The 16024-nt window shown below is 50.4% G+C and carries 13 protein-coding genes; 1 reads left to right on the forward strand and 12 read right to left on the reverse strand.

Annotated elements, in window-relative coordinates:
• Positions 1-9: 9 nt before the first annotated feature.
• Positions 10-1185, reverse strand: coding sequence for an efflux RND transporter periplasmic adaptor subunit (locus ACJJID_RS07575; protein WP_444922177.1), 1176 nt, complete (start codon positions 1183-1185; stop codon positions 10-12).
• A gap of 275 nt (positions 1186-1460) precedes the next feature.
• Between ACJJID_RS07575 and ACJJID_RS07580 the strand changes: the two genes are divergently transcribed.
• Positions 1461-2120, forward strand: coding sequence for a TetR family transcriptional regulator (locus ACJJID_RS07580; RefSeq protein ID WP_444922178.1), 660 nt, complete (start codon positions 1461-1463; stop codon positions 2118-2120).
• 76 nt (positions 2121-2196) lie between these two features.
• Here the strand turns inward: ACJJID_RS07580 and ACJJID_RS07585 are convergent, their stop codons facing one another.
• The 11 genes from ACJJID_RS07585 to ACJJID_RS07635 form a co-directional block, all read right to left on the reverse strand.
• Positions 2197-3171: an isoaspartyl peptidase/L-asparaginase family protein gene (locus tag ACJJID_RS07585; RefSeq protein ID WP_444922179.1), complete on the reverse strand. Its 975-nt coding sequence runs from the start codon at positions 3169-3171 to the stop codon at positions 2197-2199.
• Positions 3172-3239: 68 nt separating this feature from the next.
• Positions 3240-6008 (reverse strand): TonB-dependent receptor, encoded by a 2769-nt coding sequence (locus ACJJID_RS07590; RefSeq protein ID WP_444922180.1) that lies wholly within the window; start codon positions 6006-6008, stop codon positions 3240-3242.
• 163 nt (positions 6009-6171) lie between these two features.
• A complete protein-coding gene (locus ACJJID_RS07595) occupies positions 6172-6867 on the reverse strand; it encodes a gluconate 2-dehydrogenase subunit 3 family protein (RefSeq protein WP_444922181.1) in 696 nt (231 codons plus the stop codon).
• Between the two features lies 1 nt (position 6868).
• On the reverse strand, positions 6869-8665 hold the full coding sequence (locus ACJJID_RS07600) for a GMC oxidoreductase (protein WP_444922182.1): 1797 nt from the start codon (positions 8663-8665) through the stop codon (positions 6869-6871).
• A gap of 239 nt (positions 8666-8904) precedes the next feature.
• A complete protein-coding gene (locus tag ACJJID_RS07605) occupies positions 8905-9846 on the reverse strand; it encodes a sugar phosphate isomerase/epimerase family protein (RefSeq protein WP_444922183.1) in 942 nt (313 codons plus the stop codon).
• Positions 9843-10061, reverse strand: coding sequence for a twin-arginine translocase TatA/TatE family subunit (gene tatA, locus ACJJID_RS07610; RefSeq protein WP_152453619.1), 219 nt, complete (start codon positions 10059-10061; stop codon positions 9843-9845). The genes ACJJID_RS07605 and tatA overlap by 4 nt, the downstream gene beginning before the upstream one ends.
• Before the next feature lie 4 nt (positions 10062-10065).
• The gene (locus tag ACJJID_RS07615; protein WP_444922184.1) at positions 10066-10779 is read right to left on the reverse strand and encodes a 3-keto-disaccharide hydrolase; all 714 of its coding nucleotides are present in this window, start codon (positions 10777-10779) and stop codon (positions 10066-10068) included.
• A 78-nt stretch (positions 10780-10857) separates the two neighbouring features.
• Complete coding sequence (locus ACJJID_RS07620) at positions 10858-11868, reverse strand: LacI family DNA-binding transcriptional regulator (RefSeq protein WP_444922185.1); 1011 nt, start codon at positions 11866-11868, stop codon at positions 10858-10860.
• A gap of 56 nt (positions 11869-11924) precedes the next feature.
• The gene (locus ACJJID_RS07625; protein WP_444922186.1) at positions 11925-13247 is read right to left on the reverse strand and encodes an MFS transporter; all 1323 of its coding nucleotides are present in this window, start codon (positions 13245-13247) and stop codon (positions 11925-11927) included.
• A gap of 56 nt (positions 13248-13303) precedes the next feature.
• On the reverse strand, positions 13304-14365 hold the full coding sequence (locus ACJJID_RS07630; RefSeq protein WP_444922187.1) for a sugar phosphate isomerase/epimerase family protein: 1062 nt from the start codon (positions 14363-14365) through the stop codon (positions 13304-13306).
• A 221-nt stretch (positions 14366-14586) separates the two neighbouring features.
• On the reverse strand, positions 14587-15756 hold the full coding sequence (locus ACJJID_RS07635) for a Gfo/Idh/MocA family protein (protein WP_444922188.1): 1170 nt from the start codon (positions 15754-15756) through the stop codon (positions 14587-14589).
• Between the last annotated feature and the right edge of the window lie 268 nt (positions 15757-16024).

Consider the following 16024-nt stretch of genomic DNA (forward strand, 5'->3'; position numbering starts at 1 on the left):
CCCCTACCCTCAGGAACCTTGCTCAGCAGCAGCGTTGTTGTCGCCAGCTGCTGCAGGTGCCTGCTCGTCCTCACGTTCACTGGGCTGTACCGGCGCGCCGGGGCGAATTTTCTGCAATCCAGCCACTACGACACGGTCACCGGGCTCCAGCCCCTCTTCTACCAGCCAGCGGTTACCGACTGTGCGACTGACCCGCACGGAACGTTGGGCAACAATATTCTCTTCATTGACCACCATTGCCGAAGTATTGCCTTTCGGGTCCCTTGCAATACCTTGTTGAGGCACCAGAATGGCATTTTCCCGTACACCGCTACCCACTATCGCGCGCACGTACATGCCTGGCAGCAGCATATTGTCTGGGTTGGGGACAACGACTCGCAGCAACACACTGCCAGTAGAAGGGTCCACACTGGCCTCGGCAAACTCGAGCTTGCCTTGGTGCTCAAACTCACTGCCATCTTCCAGCAAAATCTTAACTGGCAGGTTTGTGGCATCTGCCAATGTACCCGCCTGGAGAGCCCGACGCAGGCTGACCAGCTCTGCGGCAGACTGGGTGACGTCCACATAGATGGGGTCCAGCTGTTGCACAGTGGCCAAAGTTGCGGCCTGATTGGCCGCTACTAATGCACCCTGAGTGACACTGGATTTACCAATACGGCCAGTAATCGGCGAGGTAATCTGGGCGTAGTCCAGCTGGATTTCCGCTCTCTGTAACTCCGCCCTGGCAGCTGCAACAGAGGCGCGGGCTTCCTGCAAGTCAGCCTCCGCGACATCATTCTCCTGCTTGCTTACAGCGCCACTCTTAACAAGGCCTGCGGTACGCTCAGCCTTGAGGCGGGCGATATTCATAGCCGCATTTGCCCCCTGTAATTTAGCGCGCGCACTATCCACATCCGCTTGGTAAATGGCGTCATCCAGCTGATAAAGTGGCTGATTTGCATCAACACGCCCACCTTCACGGAACAATTGCTGTTTTATGATGCCATTTACCTGTGGACGAACTTCCGCCACCTTAAAAGGTGAAGTGCGACCAGGTAGCTCTCTGGTAAGCGTAACCGGCTCGGATTCCAGCGTAACCACAGTCACCTGTGGCGCCGGCATCGGTGGCGCAGCGGTTCTTTCATCACAAGCGGCAAGCAATGCACTAGTGATCAAAAGACTGATAAACGCTTTTTTATTGAGCATGGTTACCTCGATCAGGGCTGACGGCCTGGATACTGCGGTCAGTTCGGGAGAAAAAGAGATGGTGACAGGAAGGTCTAACTCCAGTGGCCACGCATTTTATGTGTAGTGATGAAATCCGATCAACTATTCATCAGCGCATGAATATCGACTAACATGCACTTTTACCCAGTGTTTTCAAGGGTTTGCACTAAAGTCTCATTTGTTTTCATGCGGCGAACAGCCGTGAATATGCGGTCAAATGAGGCGATTACGATAATGAAGAAGCTGCATTGCCCATGGCTAAATATAGAGAAGAGCAAATACTTAACACCCGAGAGCGTATCTTAGACGCCGCGATTCGTGTTTTTCACGAATCTGGCGTCACCCACGCCTCCCTAGCGGCCGTCGCAGAGCTTGCCGGAGTCACTCGTGATTCCCTGCATAGCCATTTCCGCGACAGAGTTGGGCTACTCAACGCTCTAACCGAGCGCATGCGCCTGCCCGGTGAAGACCTCTGCGCGGCGGCCGGCGATGAGTTGAAGAAAGACCCTCTAGGCACCCTGCGTACCCGCTGGATATGGCTATTCGATGAGATTGCCTGTAATGATGAATGGCAGCGCTTGTTGGAGATTATCTTCCTGCCATGCGACCCAATCAGTGAAGTATGCGAGTCCACTCACCGTATTAAGCAAGGCCGCACAGAGCGGTTGGAGCGAATGGGAGAATTGTTGGAGATTGCACTATCAGCCGGTCAATTACCTGCTGACCTGGATTTGAAACTGGCCCAACAAATGCTTCACGGAGGCCTTTTTGGTGTTCTGGAAGACTGGCTTCTTTCTCCTCGTTTTGTAGACCTTGGCGACTTAGGCGAACATTATTTTGATGCTCTCCTAGATATGATTCGCTTCTCCCCAGAACTGCGTCTAAACAGGCAGCAAGCACGAACTTTGCACTGAGCAGTGCATTGAGCAAATTCGAATTTTCTTCCTATTGGGGCAAGTTAATTAACTGCGGCTTGCTCCAAGAAGAAAATCAGCCGAGTTTACTTTTCGAATCTACTAATTGTGCACCACTCGCATCTCTTACGGCATAATTAAAACCCGGGTGAATACAGTGAGCACCGTAATTACCGGCTTTATCTAAAGCCAGGAAACCCACCTGGAACTTCTTATAGTCCCCCAGCTTGCGCGCAATACGCTCCACCGCCTCACGACAGGCTTCCTCCGGTGTGTAGCCATGACGCATCAGCTCCACTACTTGATGGCAACCGACAGTCTTGATCATTAGCTCGCCCATACCCGTGGCAGTAGCCGCACCCACTTCATTATCGACATAGAGTCCGGCGCCGATAATCGGTGAGTCCCCTACCCGCCCGTGCATCTTGAAAGCCGCGCCACTGGTGGTGCAGGCACCTGAGAGGTTGCCGTCCTGGTCCACAGCTAAGATGCCGATAGTATCGTGGTTTTCTCTATTGATTATCGGCTGGTAACGGGACTCGCGCTTCCACTCACGCCAGGCGGCTTCAGCTTTTGGAGTTAACAGGTTCTCAATGTCAAACCCCTGCTCAACTGCAAAACGCTGTGCGCCCTCGCCGACCAACATTACATGTGGAGTTTCCTCCATCACCTTTCGCGCAACCGAGATGGGATGCTTGATACCCTGTAAAAAAGCCACTGAACCACAATTTTGTTTGTCATCCATAATGCAGGCATCAAGGGTCACTACACCATCGCGATCGGGAAAACCGCCATAGCCAACACTGGTTACCTGCGGATCAGCTTCCGGCACCCGAGCACCTGCCTCTACGGCATCCAAAGCCCTGCCACCTTCGCTGAGAACCTGCCAAGCTGCCTCATTGGCTGGGCCCCCATGTTTCCAGGTTGATATGACTATGGGCTTTTTTCCCTTCTTCGTATAACGCCTTGCCATAGCTGCCACTGAAGGTGTTGCCAGGGCGCCAGCAGTGCCCAGGAAGGAATATTTCAGGAATTTTCTTTTGCTGATCACAATGATTTGTCTCAAATGGAAAACGCACAGAGACATTGCTGTATCTGTGCGCCGAAGTTATGGCGGGATCAGAAGCTGTAAGTCAGCCCCATATAGGCGCGGCGACCTGAGTAGGAGGAACCCAAGACTCTGTTTTCTTCACCCCAATATCTATCCACCTTCTCTTCGGTGAGATTAATAATGGAGGCAGTGAGAGTAAGGTTTTCCATCAAACTATAAGAAGCATTTACATCAAGCTGATCATACTCATCAGTAAACGTATTCACGCCGTTGCTATAGCCATCCGCATAGGCGCTGCGATAGTTGTAAGAGGCTCTCACACTGAAAAGGTCATTCTCGTAGTACACCGATAGGTTGTATTGATCTTTAGAGGTACCCGCAATTTCTGTTTTGATTGTTTCACCGCTTTCGAGGTCAAGATTGGCCAGCTCTGTGTCCGTATAGGTGTAGTTAGCAAAAACCCCAAAACCGTTATCAAAGGCATATTGCACAAACAGCTCGGCACCCTGAGCGGTGGCATCGGTGCCATTAACAGGCATCGACATGTTTACATTCCAAATGTCACCATCTATTTCCCTGGTTACCAGGGAACTGCCGTTAATGACGAATGATGCAATTTCCTTCCTGAACAGGGTTACTCCCATTGCGGAAGCATCGTCGAAGTACCATTCCAGACCCAAATCAAACTGATCCGCCTTATAGGGTTCCAATTCGGAGTTCCCCGCAAATCCATCTCTTACGGTCGCTCCTGGCAATGGGGCGTGTATTGATTCAGAGCCACCGAGGTCATCATAATTAACTCGAGCGACAACCCTTGCGAGGGCTGCACGCATTACTAAATCATCGTTAATATCCCAAGCGATATTGGCGCTTGGCAGAAAATCGGTGTTACTGCTATCGCGAACATTGGGTTCATCTTGCAAAACTCCGTCAATATTGTCGTAGGTTCGGGCATATTGCTTGGTCTGCACCGCGCGAACACCAAAATTACCGCGCAAAGTGGCAGAAGCAAAATTCTGCTGTACATAGGCCGCAGTCACCTCCTCACCGATGCGATAGTCCTGGTCCCGTTCTACGATCACTGTAGGATCACCATAAGTCTCATAGAGAAACTCTTTTAGCTTCTCGAACTCCAGGTAGGCAAAGTTGGGCACTTTTACACCGCCAATGATATTGTCGAGTGGGCCACTAGAAAGGATATCGATCGTATCCGGAACGCCATTAGGGTCGGTGTGGAAAGAATCGTCCGGCCACCAGGGATAACAAAGACCATCTTTACCGTCTTCATTCGGCCAGTTAATAGTCGGACACGGCGGGTTATCATCATCCCAAGCTTGTTTAGTAATGCGTCGGTTAATTTCGTGGTCGCGGTATTTAAGTCCCACATCAAGGGATGTCAGCCAGCCGTAATCCATATCGATAGATACATCTAGCTGGTAGTAGTTTTCATCATCCTCACTACTGGTCCAGTGCGAAGAAAACCAATCGTATAAGGGGTAAGTATTGGGGTCTCCCAGATCGGCACTGGTATCAATCTCTGCAGTGCCACTGCTTAGGTCCCAACTCCAATCAGTCACAGTGCCATAGCGAGAGTTTACTGAGGCAAACAATTTCTCGGAAGGTCCGCCCTCCGCACTGGTGCTGCCCACAACCAATCGCACGCTATAGCCATCACCTTGGTAAATAGCATTAAAATCCAAGGTATCTGACACATATTCAGCTCGCGTGTAGTCACCAGCGACTTGAGGAGACTGCAATTCGGCCTGCCCCCGATCCAGCATGCCAATACCGAGTAAGGTATCGCCATCCTCGTCAAATTTAAGGCTACCGGGTGCAACTGCATCACCATAGTTCCACTCTGGAAATACAATACGGTAATTCTCTGAATTGCCACCCTGCTCAAAGCGAAAATAATTGACACCTAGCTCAAGTTGTTCAACCGGACGCCATTGAGCACTGAGCTGAATTCCTTCGCGGGTACGCTCTTCTTCAAAAACGCTACCCACTACGGCTCTGGGGGCATAGAAATCGCGGTACTCATTACCGTCGATATCTACCATGGGCCCCCTTTCTTCTACCCCTTCATGGGGCTTAACGTCACCTTGCCAACCCCAATTTTCTGTAGTGGTGCTAATCACTCGATTTTGACGATCCTGCTTGGAATAACCCACCAAGACACCAAAGGTTTCCCGATCATTTTTCCATGAGTAAAAACCCGTGTATTGTGGCTCATACTTCTCAGTGACATCCGCGTAGGTTGTTTCAACCGATAGCATGCCCTCTCCCGCATCCAGATCCAGAGGTTTGCGGGTATGCAAAATGACAGTACCACCGATTCCGCCTTCATCCAGCTTTGCCTCAGGGCTCTTATAAACATCTGTACGGGCAATCATTGTTGCGGGCAACAAGGAATAATCTAGCGAGCGTGATGGCTCATCGCCCGGAGTGGCAATATAGTTACCGTTAAGTTGAGTGAAAGTAAGTTCTGGGGCTGTACCACGAATACTTACCCTGGCGCCCTCACCACCACTACGGACAATAGAGACTCCCGGTACCCGCTGTAAGGCATCAGCTACGTTTTTATCGGGGAACTTGCCAATATCTTCAGCGGTAATTGAGTCCACCACCGCATTGGAAAAGCGCTTCACATCGAGGTTTTTCTCCATGCTCTGACGAATACCCAGTACCTCTACCTCTTCAAGCGCCAAACTTTCTTTTTGGGCTTCCTCGGTATTTTGCGCCTGTGCCATACCGACGACACTGCATAACACCAGTGCACTGGCGGATGTACGAAGTAATTCCGTCCTGCGGTTTTCTTTTTGGGTTTTCTCTTTCATAGCTAAGCATCACTTTTATTATAATTTTTGAGCCTTCCGTGCACCCTCTAAACTCGGCATACCCTCTTACCAAGTCTTCGGAATAAGCCCGGTTTCAGATCTATCCATCCCTGGCTTACTTTTATAGGCAACCCCTTTCCCTGGGGTTAGCCTTACACAGTTCTCAGCTTTCTAAGCCGAGTCGTTTTAATACTTCAGGCGGTGCGCCAGGAAAGCTGGCCATAGGCCTATTACCTACGTAGCCAATATCCGCCATGCCTTCCTCGGTGGTGTAGAAGGCGGTAGATACAAGAACTCGCACCTTGGCAAAGAAACGTGCACCGGCTTGGAATTCTGGCTTCGCGTTACGAGTCCATTTGATGTCCTCGCAGATGGCAATTTTTTGAGATTCATTCAGCTCAACAAATGGGCCTTGGAACCTGCGCCTGGACTCACCCTCGAGCCAGACCACCCCTCCGCGAATAGTGACAAGGTCCGCCTTATTGTTGGAATAAGGTGCGCTGACATATTCATTGATGTAATGGTGTGCACCTACTGAAGAAGCGCTCGGTGAAATTTCATCAGCAGGTATAATCACATCGCAAAGCGCTGCAAGTACCGCCAGCTCACGCGCATCTAATTGCATTTCCCATGGTACGACGGGGTTAAGCAGATCAGGATCTGTTGGTGTACCCCTGGCTAAAGTTTGTTTAGGCGCATCCAGATTTTTAACGGCTGGTTTCGTTGCCGGTTTGTCTTGCTTCAACTCAACTTTTGGTGCTGCTTTCTCAGAACAACCGATTACTGGGACCGCAGCCGCAGTAGTAGCAATCAAACGCAGGGCATTACGGCGGCTCAGGTTTGTTTTATCCTTGCTCATATCAAATGTTCCTCCTTTTAAACTGGTCCACGATGTAGTCACAGGTACGCCAAGCCAGCGCCATAATAGTTAGGGTTGGGTTTTTATCGGCATTGGAAACAAAGGGAGCGCCGTCGGTTAAAAAGAGGTTCGGAACCTCCCAAGACTGGCAGTAAGGATTGAGTACAGAATCTCTTGAGTTGGAGCCCATTCGCGCAGTGCCAACTTCATGGATAATCGCACCACCGTTGATAATTGCTTTGGCACCATCGGTTTGTACCGTTGTGGTCACATTACCGCCCATACCCTCGATAATTTCGGCAAAGGTTTTGTGCATATGGGCAGCCTGATTGAGCTCCTGGTCACTCCACTTCCAATGGAATTTCAGAACCGGGATACCCCACTGGTCAACTTGGTCCTTGTCGATTTCACAGTAACTATCATCATTAGGGATCATTTCCCCACGACCATCGAACCAGACAAAGGAACCGTAGTAACGTCGGCAGGCCTGTTTCAGATCTTTACCATAGGCACCTTCGGTAAAGTCACCCATGCCACCGAAGGCACCGGCTCCAGGCATACTGCGGCCACCACCGAATTCAATGTGATAACCGCGCGCAAAATTCAGGTCTCCGCGCAACTGCTCTTTATATAGCCACCACGGCATATACATATGCATTGCCGACGCGCCGTCTTCGTTATGGGCGGGCATATTTTCCAGGGCTGGAATTTGGCCACCGACTCCGGCACCCACAGTATCCATCAGGTATTTACCTACAACACCACTGCCATTGGCGAGACCATCAGGAAATAAGGTACTTTTTGAATTGAGAAGAATACGCGATGTCTCGGCGGCACTGGCCGCGACGACAACGGCGCGGGCACTGGCAAACTTTTCCTGGCGGGTATTTTTATCAATGTAAACCACCCCGTTGGCTTTGCCTCTCTTATCAACGGTAACTTCGCGCACCATCGCGTCAGTGATGATGTCTAGGTTGCCTGTAGCCAGCGCAGGAGGTAGTAGTACTGTGGTGGACTGGAAATTTGCCTTAATGGAACAACCGCGACCACAAGGGGTGGCCCAAAAACAGGCTGCGCGGGATTTCATTGATTCGCGGGTTACATCCTGGGCGAGCTTATTATCGGGGAACAGTTTCTGCGGAATAGTTTCATGGTCGAGACGCTCACTGAGAATCGCCAAGTGTGAGGGGATCACGGGGATACCCAGCTTATCACAAGCTTTTTTCGCTAGCAGTTCATAAGCACGGGGGTTAGGGGGCGGCAATAATACGCCGTCGGAAGAGTCCGGAGTATTTTCCAATCCCTCATTGGTACCGTAGACACCAATAAGCATCTCGGTTTTATCGTAGTAGGGTGCCAGGTCTTGGTAGCTGATGGGCCAGTCAAAGCCGAGCCCATCCCTTGAGTAGGGCTTAAAGTCGTATTCACCCATGCGCAGTGAAATACGCCCCCAATGGTTCGTGCGGCCACCCAGCATACGCGCTCGCCACCAGTCAAAACGTCGACCTTTCTCTCGAGATCCCTGGGTATAGGGCTCGCCTGGTACCTGCCAGCCACCATCCACTGTCGCATCGTAAAAGCCGAACGGCTTTTCCGGCGTACTACCACCGCGCAGGGGTGCGTCTTTGGGCAAATTAAACATAGGGGTTTCTTTGACCGGGTCGTAGGATCGCCCCGCTTCAAGCAGCAGTACCTTTAAACCGGCTGTGGCCAGAACATAGGCAGCCATGCCGCCCCCAGCGCCAGAACCGACTATTAAGGCGTCGTACTCTTTATTCTCGATATCTTCACTCGCCATAACATCTCTCCTACATGATCATTTATTTTTCTTCTGACCGGCTAAATTCTATCAATTTGAGATATTTTCCTGTAACCGGTTTCATTTTTAGGATATTTTTCTGCCTTCTTTGGGCGTTAATAAAGTCTAAATGTAAAATTTTTTAGTGCTGGAGTCTGATTTCTTAAAGAAACCAGACATTAAAGTACATATTTTCACGTCTGGATAAATTAAAAATATGTAACCGGTTACATTCGAAACTAAATTTTATCGATTTTTTCATTTAGTTGCGCGGACAGCTCCACCCTCCTGCCAAGCTGCTCAAGCAGCTGCTTAGTTGCCAAGATTCCATGGTCCTCATCTCCCGGCCCTTCAAACTCAATGCCGATATAGCCTCGATAACCCGCATCGCGAATGATCCGTAACATCCGAGCAAAATCCGTATTGATTTCAATTCCCGCTGAATCGAACTCAAAGCTTTTGGCACTGATACCCTGGGCGAACGGCATCAGTTGCTGAACCCCTAAATAGCGATCGTAATCTCCGAAGTTTCCAAAATCCGGCAAGCTGCCACAATTGGACATATCTACACGCTGAAGGACTTGTGACAACCACTCACCGTTCGATGAGTAGCCACCATGGTTCTCAACAATCACGTTAATATTAAAATCCCGTGCGAATTCCGAAAGCGCGCGCAGCCCCTCAACAGCAGCCTTACCCACTTCTTCGCGGCTCCCCTGCCCTGCGGCATTGACACGCACAGAGTGACAATTGAGGTACTTAGCCGCTTCGACCCATTTGTAATGGTTCTCTATGGCCTGCTTTCTCTTGTCTTTATCGGGGTCGCCTAGGTCGCCTTCGCCATCAACCATAATCAACAGACTGCGAACATTATGGTCTTCTGCTCTAGCCTTCATTGCAGCGAGAAACTTCAAGTCCTTTGCCTGATCCTTAAAGAACTGATTGACATACTCAACCGCTTCAATGCCAAAGACTTTGCGTGTTTTAACCGGAAAGTCCAGAACCTTGAGAGCCCCACTGCGCAGTTGCCGATGCAGGGACCACTGAGCTAAAGAGATTTTAAAAAAGCGTTCACTTGCAGTGCTGAGGCTAAGACGACTAAACCCAATAAGGGGGGCAGCAAGCCCCAAAGCTGCCAGCCTTGCACTATTTGTCAAAAACCGCCTTCTATTGATAGTCATTGCCGCCCTCCTATTTGGGAAACCTCAGCAGCAGATTTTGAGGGAGATTCTGCAGAGAAGCCTTCTTCTCCGTTATCCTTTAAAGAGCGGCGAAAGCCACTGATTGCTCCCCCCAGGTCTTCTCCCATACGACGAATCTTGCCGCTGCCAAACAGTAAAACTGCAAGCACCAGTACTATCAGGATTTGCCAGAGACTGATTCCTGAAATACCCATGAGCTTATAGCTCCCGGATTTTTATATTGCGATACCAAACTTTGTCACCATGATCCTGCAAAGCGATATAGCCGCTTTCAGAGCGTGCGAAATCTGGATAATTCGAAAACTTGCTGCCCGCCAAACGCTTGCCCCAATCCTCTGACCAAAGCTCGTAGCTAACAATCTTGTTGCCGTTCAACCAATGTTCTACCTTTCCGCTCTCTATGCGTATACGAGTTTGGTTAAACTGCCCCGCAGGTTTGACACTCTCTTCACTAGGCGCATACATATCAAACACTGAGCCGGCGCTGTGGCTTGGCTTTTCCAGATTGGGAAATGCAGCATTGTCCAACACCTGGTATTCCATACCACTCATCCAAACTGGCGCATCTCCATCGGCGACACGATAAATAATGCCACTGTTGCCGCCCTCAGAAATTTTCCACTCCAGCTGCAATTCAAAATCCTCGAATTGTTCAGCTGTTACTAGATCCCCAGCCCCTCCGGCAGTTAAGACCAGATTGCCATCTACAACCTGCCAGGCCTCTCCAATTTGTGAGCCATTTGTGCCGGTCCAGCCCTGTAACGTTTCTCCATCAAACAGGTAACGCCACTCTCCGTCCGCTTGTTGGACATTCGATTCGGGCACCCGCTCGCAACCTGCAGCACCCAGCATCACTGCTGCTGCAATCGCTACGGATAGTTTGGATCTGGCTTTAGTAAGGTTTTTCATCATTATTATCTCCACACCTAACGCTGTAATCTAATCAATACGGCTCTTTTAAGGGCAAGAGTCCATGGGAATCTGCGGCCCTCACTTGTCCGAACAAGGACCTGTACTTTCCCGTTCCACCAGCTCAAAGGGCAAAATAGTCCGGCTGGATTTCAATGGCTTGCCATCGATAATCAATCGCAGCGTTTCCATTGCGTAACGGCCTAACTCCTCTGCGGGCTGGTTGATCGTAGTCAAAGGCGGATCTGTGAATTGGGAGAATTCAATGTTATCGAATCCTGTAACAGACACATCTTCCGGCACCCTGAGGCCCATTCTCTTCACTTGGTGCACAGCACCAATTGCCATCTCATCGTTCATACAAAAAATGGCAGTCGGCCGATGAGGGGTCGATAGCAAAGTCTCTGCGCCTTTCTGCCCAGAGGTCATCGTGAATTCCCCATGAACGACCATTTCAGGATCAAGTTCTAACCCACGTTTTTTTAGCGCCTCGGAAAATCCGGACAGCCTGTCTCGCACTATAGGGCTCTGCGAGGGCCCGGTAATAACCCCGATGCGACGGTGCCCCATGTCCATCAAGTGCCGCGCAACTTCCAGGGCAGCACCATGGTTATCCAACTCCACCACCGGATAACGATCATCTTCTGCTATGCGCTCACAGGCATTCACCAACGGAACAGATGCTGCCAGGTTTGTGTCCTTCTCTGCGAATGGATAGCGACTACCAAGCTGGATAACGCCGTCCGCTTGGTTGGTTAGCGCCATACCTGCATAAAATTGTTCATTGCTGGAATCCCCTTTTGTGTCCCCCAGCAGCACCGAATAACCTTGGTCCTGAGCAGCTTTCTCAATCCCGCGAATGACCCGGGAAAAGAATGGATTGGCTATATTGGGAACCAAAACCATCACTGCGTATGACTTTCCCGAACTGAAGTTCCGCGCAAGGAGGTTCGGCCGGTAACCGGCCTCCTCTACAGCCTTTAGCACCCGTTCTCTGGTTCGCGGAGAGACCATCTGCGGATCTTTCAGTGTCCGGGATACGGTCGCGACCGATACGCCGGAGCGGCGAGCAACTTCGCGAATGTTTGACATAATTTCCTGCTAATTACTTATTAGAAGCGAGTTATTTTCGCACAGACGGATACCATCTACGGATTCCCCACTGAAACGGCTGCTTCTGATTTGCTGGCTGCTTGCCTTCGATCCCAAAGCCAAATAAAGGCAAAAATGGGGAGCAGGATAAGTGGTACTACAGCCAATGACTGGAATGACTCAACAGAAGCGGTGGCTAATACCGCATCCAACTCATCCCCACTCAGCTTTTCAAAGGCCTCCAAGCCCCCCGCTGCCTCAATCTTGGCATTGTCAAAAATAGCGCCAAGCTTTGGCAGAACAAATTGGATAGACATACCACCGGCAAAACCCAGCAATCCCAGAAACAATGCCCCACCGCGCACAAAACGCTCGGAGACTGTGGCCAGCATAGTGGGCCACATATAACAAACACCAATGCCCCAGACAGTCGCTGCCAAAAATGCAGTTACTGGCGTTCTCGCCATACCCAGGCAATAGAGCCCAATTGCTGCAAGGAGACTGCTTAACCATAGAAGTCCAATAGGAGACAGTTTCTTTGCCAGCCGTCCGGCAAAGTGGCGCATCACAAACATCAACATGCTGACATAAACAAGAATAAGAATACCCTTCATACCAACAACGCGTGACAGGGTCAGGTCTACCCACTGCCCAGGGGCCAACTCGGTTGCGGCGGTCAGCCACATACACACCCACAGCAGGATAAACATCGGCTGCTTGAATACCTCTTTAAACATTTCGCCATAACTGATACCGGAAGAAACCCGTTCAGTAACTGGGAAATCTGTTTTAGCCACAAGCCAAGCCATAACAACAGCCGGCAGTGCCAACACGACAAGGTTCAACTGCCAGGGAAGCTCGAGGGCAGAGATTGACAACCCCAGTAATCCTCCAACCACAATGCCCGCAGGCCACCAGGCATGTAGTACGTTTAAACGTTGCGTTTTATTATCTGGGTCGACTGCAGCAACCATAGGATTACTGGCTGCCTCCACGGCACCCCAGCCCAAGCCTGTCAGTAACAGGCCGGCTAGCACCAGGTTCTCTACCCCCTCCCCTGGAGCCGCAAAAGACGCAGCAATAATAAGCAAACTGCCCAATACATAGCCTATAGATGAGAGCATCAGCATTCGCTTGATACCGACCAAGTCCACAAGTGCGCTTCCAAATAACAAGGTGAGAGCAAAACCTGTGAAAGTGAAACCCAGGGCTTCACCAAGCATGGCGGTAGAGCTGGCAAGATCAATATGATCGTAAATGTCGCTTTGGAGATCACCGGCGATTGAAGCCCTCACAGCAAATCCGAGGCCAATCATAAAAATCGAGAGGTTCCCCACAAGAAAGACATTCTTATGCAGGGATTTTGTCTGTGTACTCATCTATCCAGTCTCCGCATGATTTATTGTTATTGGTTATTCACTTGGCTTGGAAAAATTTAATCCAATCCTAAAATCCGACGATTTCGCGCGCGATCTGTTTCTGCACCAGCAAAATCATCAAAAGCCTTGCCTGCCACGGTAATCAGGTGATCCCGAATAAATGGTGCACCCTCACTGGCCCCCTGTTGTTGATCCTTAATGCAACACTCCCATTCGAGTACCGCCCAGCGGTCGTAACCGTATTGGGTTAAGCGGCTGAAAATCCCGCGGAAGTCCACTTGACCATCGCCCAGGGAACGGAAACGGCCAGGTCTATCAATCCAAGGTGCATAACCGCCATAAACTCCGGCCCTACCACTCGGATGGAACTCAGCATCTTTCACGTGAAACGCCTTGATTCGCTCGTGATAGATATCGATAAAAGCCAGGTAGTCCATCTGCTGCAAAAGCAGGTGGCTGGGGTCATAGAGGATATTCGCTCTTGGGTGGTCCTCCACTTCGTAGAGAAAACGTTCAAAGGTCAACCCGTCGTGCAGATCTTCACCGGGATGAAGCTCATAACAGATATCAACTCCAGCACTGTCAAACGCATCCAATATAGGGCGCCACAGCCGGGCCAGTTCGCGAAAGCCCTCTTCCACCAACATTGCGGGGCGTTGGGGCCAGGGATAAAAAGTATGCCAAAGTAGTGCGCCAGAAAATGTAGCGTGTGACTTAAGCTTTAAATTGGCACTGGCACGAGCAGCCAACATCAGTTGATTGCTCGCCCACTCAGCGCGGGCTGGCAAGTTACCTCGCACTTCCTCTGGGGAAAAAATATCCAGCATCTCTTTATATGCTGGATGCGCTGCAACCAGCTGGCCCTGCAAATGCGTGGACAGTTCTGAGATTTCAACTCCCGCCTTCTCACAGATTCCCAAAACATCTTCACAGTAAGCCTGGCTACTGCTGGCTAATTCCAGATCAAAGATGCGTTTGTCCCAAGTGGGAACCTGAATGCCTTTATAACCCAGATCCGATGCCCAACAGGCCATAGACTCCAGTGAAGCCGTTTGGTCGCTCGGAGGAAGAAACTGGGCGAGAAATATCCCGGGCCCCTGAATTCTGGGTGCCTTCATTTATTCTTATCCTTTTTACTGCTGTACTTATTTACCTCTGCAACCAATCAATCCTGCCTGGATGATCAGCTTGCACCTTTTGAAAAGCACAATGCTGTCTTTCAAAAGTGGACTGGCACTGGGCCGACATCGACACCTCCCTGTGTCGTACTAACTGCCGGACTTCCACCCTGCCAGAGGTTCCTAAATTATTTGAAAATGAATTAATAGGATTTAGTGGCTTATTCCCAATAAGGCGCCAGAGCCACCCAAGAAGAATTCGCACGGCTGCTTTCCAATGCACCGCGCACAAACGCCATAGCACGGACACCCGCATCAATATCCCCCACGACAGAACTTTCTTTAATGGGCTGTTCTTGTCTGCGGCATCGAACCTGGGCAGCAAAGACGCGATAAATATTCGCAAAGGCTTCTATATAACCTTCAGGATGCCCCTGCGGGGTTCGACAAAGAGCTCGGACCTCGTCATCCAGGTATTCACAGTCTGCACCAGCCTTCAAAAGGGCCACTGGCTCCCCCCTACGCTTTAATTGCAATTGATTGGGAGATTCCTGCTCCCAGAACAGCGAGCCATGTTCGCAATAAACGCTGATATTCAGGTTATTCCCTTCCCCACCACAGACTTGGCTGGCTGTCAGGGTGCCGCGCGCACCCTGATCTAATTTAAATAGCGCCGCACCATCATCATCCAGAGCCCTTTGGTAGACTACTGATTGCAAGTCCGCACAGACCTCAGTGATACGCTGATCGGTAAAGAATTCGACCAAGTGGTGAGCATGAGTACCAATGTCGGCAAAACAACCACTTTCCCCCGAGCGTGTGGGATCTGTCCGCCAACTGGCTTGTTTACTTCCGCTGGAGTCGCCAGCCAATGCCAGCCAGCCTTGTGGGTAGGCAACAGTCACTCGGCGGATTTTTCCTAGCTCTCCCCTAGCCAAGATTGCCCTGGCCTGTGTCGCAAGTGGATAAGCCGCATAGGTATGAGTCAAACCATAGAGATGGCCGCTCCGGACGACCTCGTTTTTGAGCGCAAGGGTTTCCTCAAGTGTGCAAGCGGCTGGCTTATCAGAGAGAACATGAAACCCCGCTCGCAGTGCGGCAAAAGAAACTGGTAGATGTAAATCATTGGGAGTTACCACAGAGACAAACTCTATGCGCTCATCAACAGGACGCTGGGATTCCTCCAGGAACAACTGCTCATAACTCTGGTAAACGCGCTCTGGGTTGAGGCCCAACTTCTCTCCACTGCTACGGCTGCGCTCGGGATTACTGCTAAAACATCCCGCCACCAGCTCTATCTCACCGTCGAGGGAAGCTGCCATACGATGGATCGCACCAATAAAGGCACCCTCTCCACCACCGACCATGCCCATTCTTATTTTGTTTCCCATTCCACTTCCCACATAGCTGCCTCTGGCAACCAGGTTCTTATTATTTTGAATTGCTATCCGGCCAAGTATCTTGCCTCGCTATTGGTCCATTTCTTCTTTCACGGACCCTTGCAGCAAAATGTAACCGGTTACATTTTGTTTTTAAGATACAGAAAAAACTCACCTTTGCAAGCAACAGTTTCATTGCAAGACGTTTATTGTGCGCCTTAGACCGATGTATTTATGTCCAAATCGAACAGAAGCCAATCAAATTGATTAACCTGAGGAG

The sequence above is a fragment of the Microbulbifer sp. CnH-101-G genome (genome assembly GCF_052466775.1).

Coding starts and splice junctions, on each gene's coding strand:
- ACJJID_RS07575 (WP_444922177.1), bottom strand. CDS start 1,185: ATGCTCAATAAAAAAGCGTTTATCAGTCTTTTGATCACTAGTGCATTG.
- ACJJID_RS07580 (WP_444922178.1), top strand. CDS start 1,461: ATGGCTAAATATAGAGAAGAGCAAATACTTAACACCCGAGAGCGTATC.
- ACJJID_RS07590 (WP_444922180.1), bottom strand. CDS start 6,008: ATGAAAGAGAAAACCCAAAAAGAAAACCGCAGGACGGAATTACTTCGT.
- ACJJID_RS07595 (WP_444922181.1), bottom strand. CDS start 6,867: ATGAGCAAGGATAAAACAAACCTGAGCCGCCGTAATGCCCTGCGTTTG.
- ACJJID_RS07600 (WP_444922182.1), bottom strand. CDS start 8,665: ATGGCGAGTGAAGATATCGAGAATAAAGAGTACGACGCCTTAATAGTC.
- ACJJID_RS07605 (WP_444922183.1), bottom strand. CDS start 9,846: ATGACTATCAATAGAAGGCGGTTTTTGACAAATAGTGCAAGGCTGGCA.
- tatA (WP_152453619.1), bottom strand. CDS start 10,061: ATGGGTATTTCAGGAATCAGTCTCTGGCAAATCCTGATAGTACTGGTG.
- ACJJID_RS07615 (WP_444922184.1), bottom strand. CDS start 10,779: ATGATGAAAAACCTTACTAAAGCCAGATCCAAACTATCCGTAGCGATT.
- ACJJID_RS07620 (WP_444922185.1), bottom strand. CDS start 11,868: ATGTCAAACATTCGCGAAGTTGCTCGCCGCTCCGGCGTATCGGTCGCG.
- ACJJID_RS07625 (WP_444922186.1), bottom strand. CDS start 13,247: ATGAGTACACAGACAAAATCCCTGCATAAGAATGTCTTTCTTGTGGGG.
- ACJJID_RS07630 (WP_444922187.1), bottom strand. CDS start 14,365: ATGAAGGCACCCAGAATTCAGGGGCCCGGGATATTTCTCGCCCAGTTT.
- ACJJID_RS07635 (WP_444922188.1), bottom strand. CDS start 15,756: ATGGGAAACAAAATAAGAATGGGCATGGTCGGTGGTGGAGAGGGTGCC.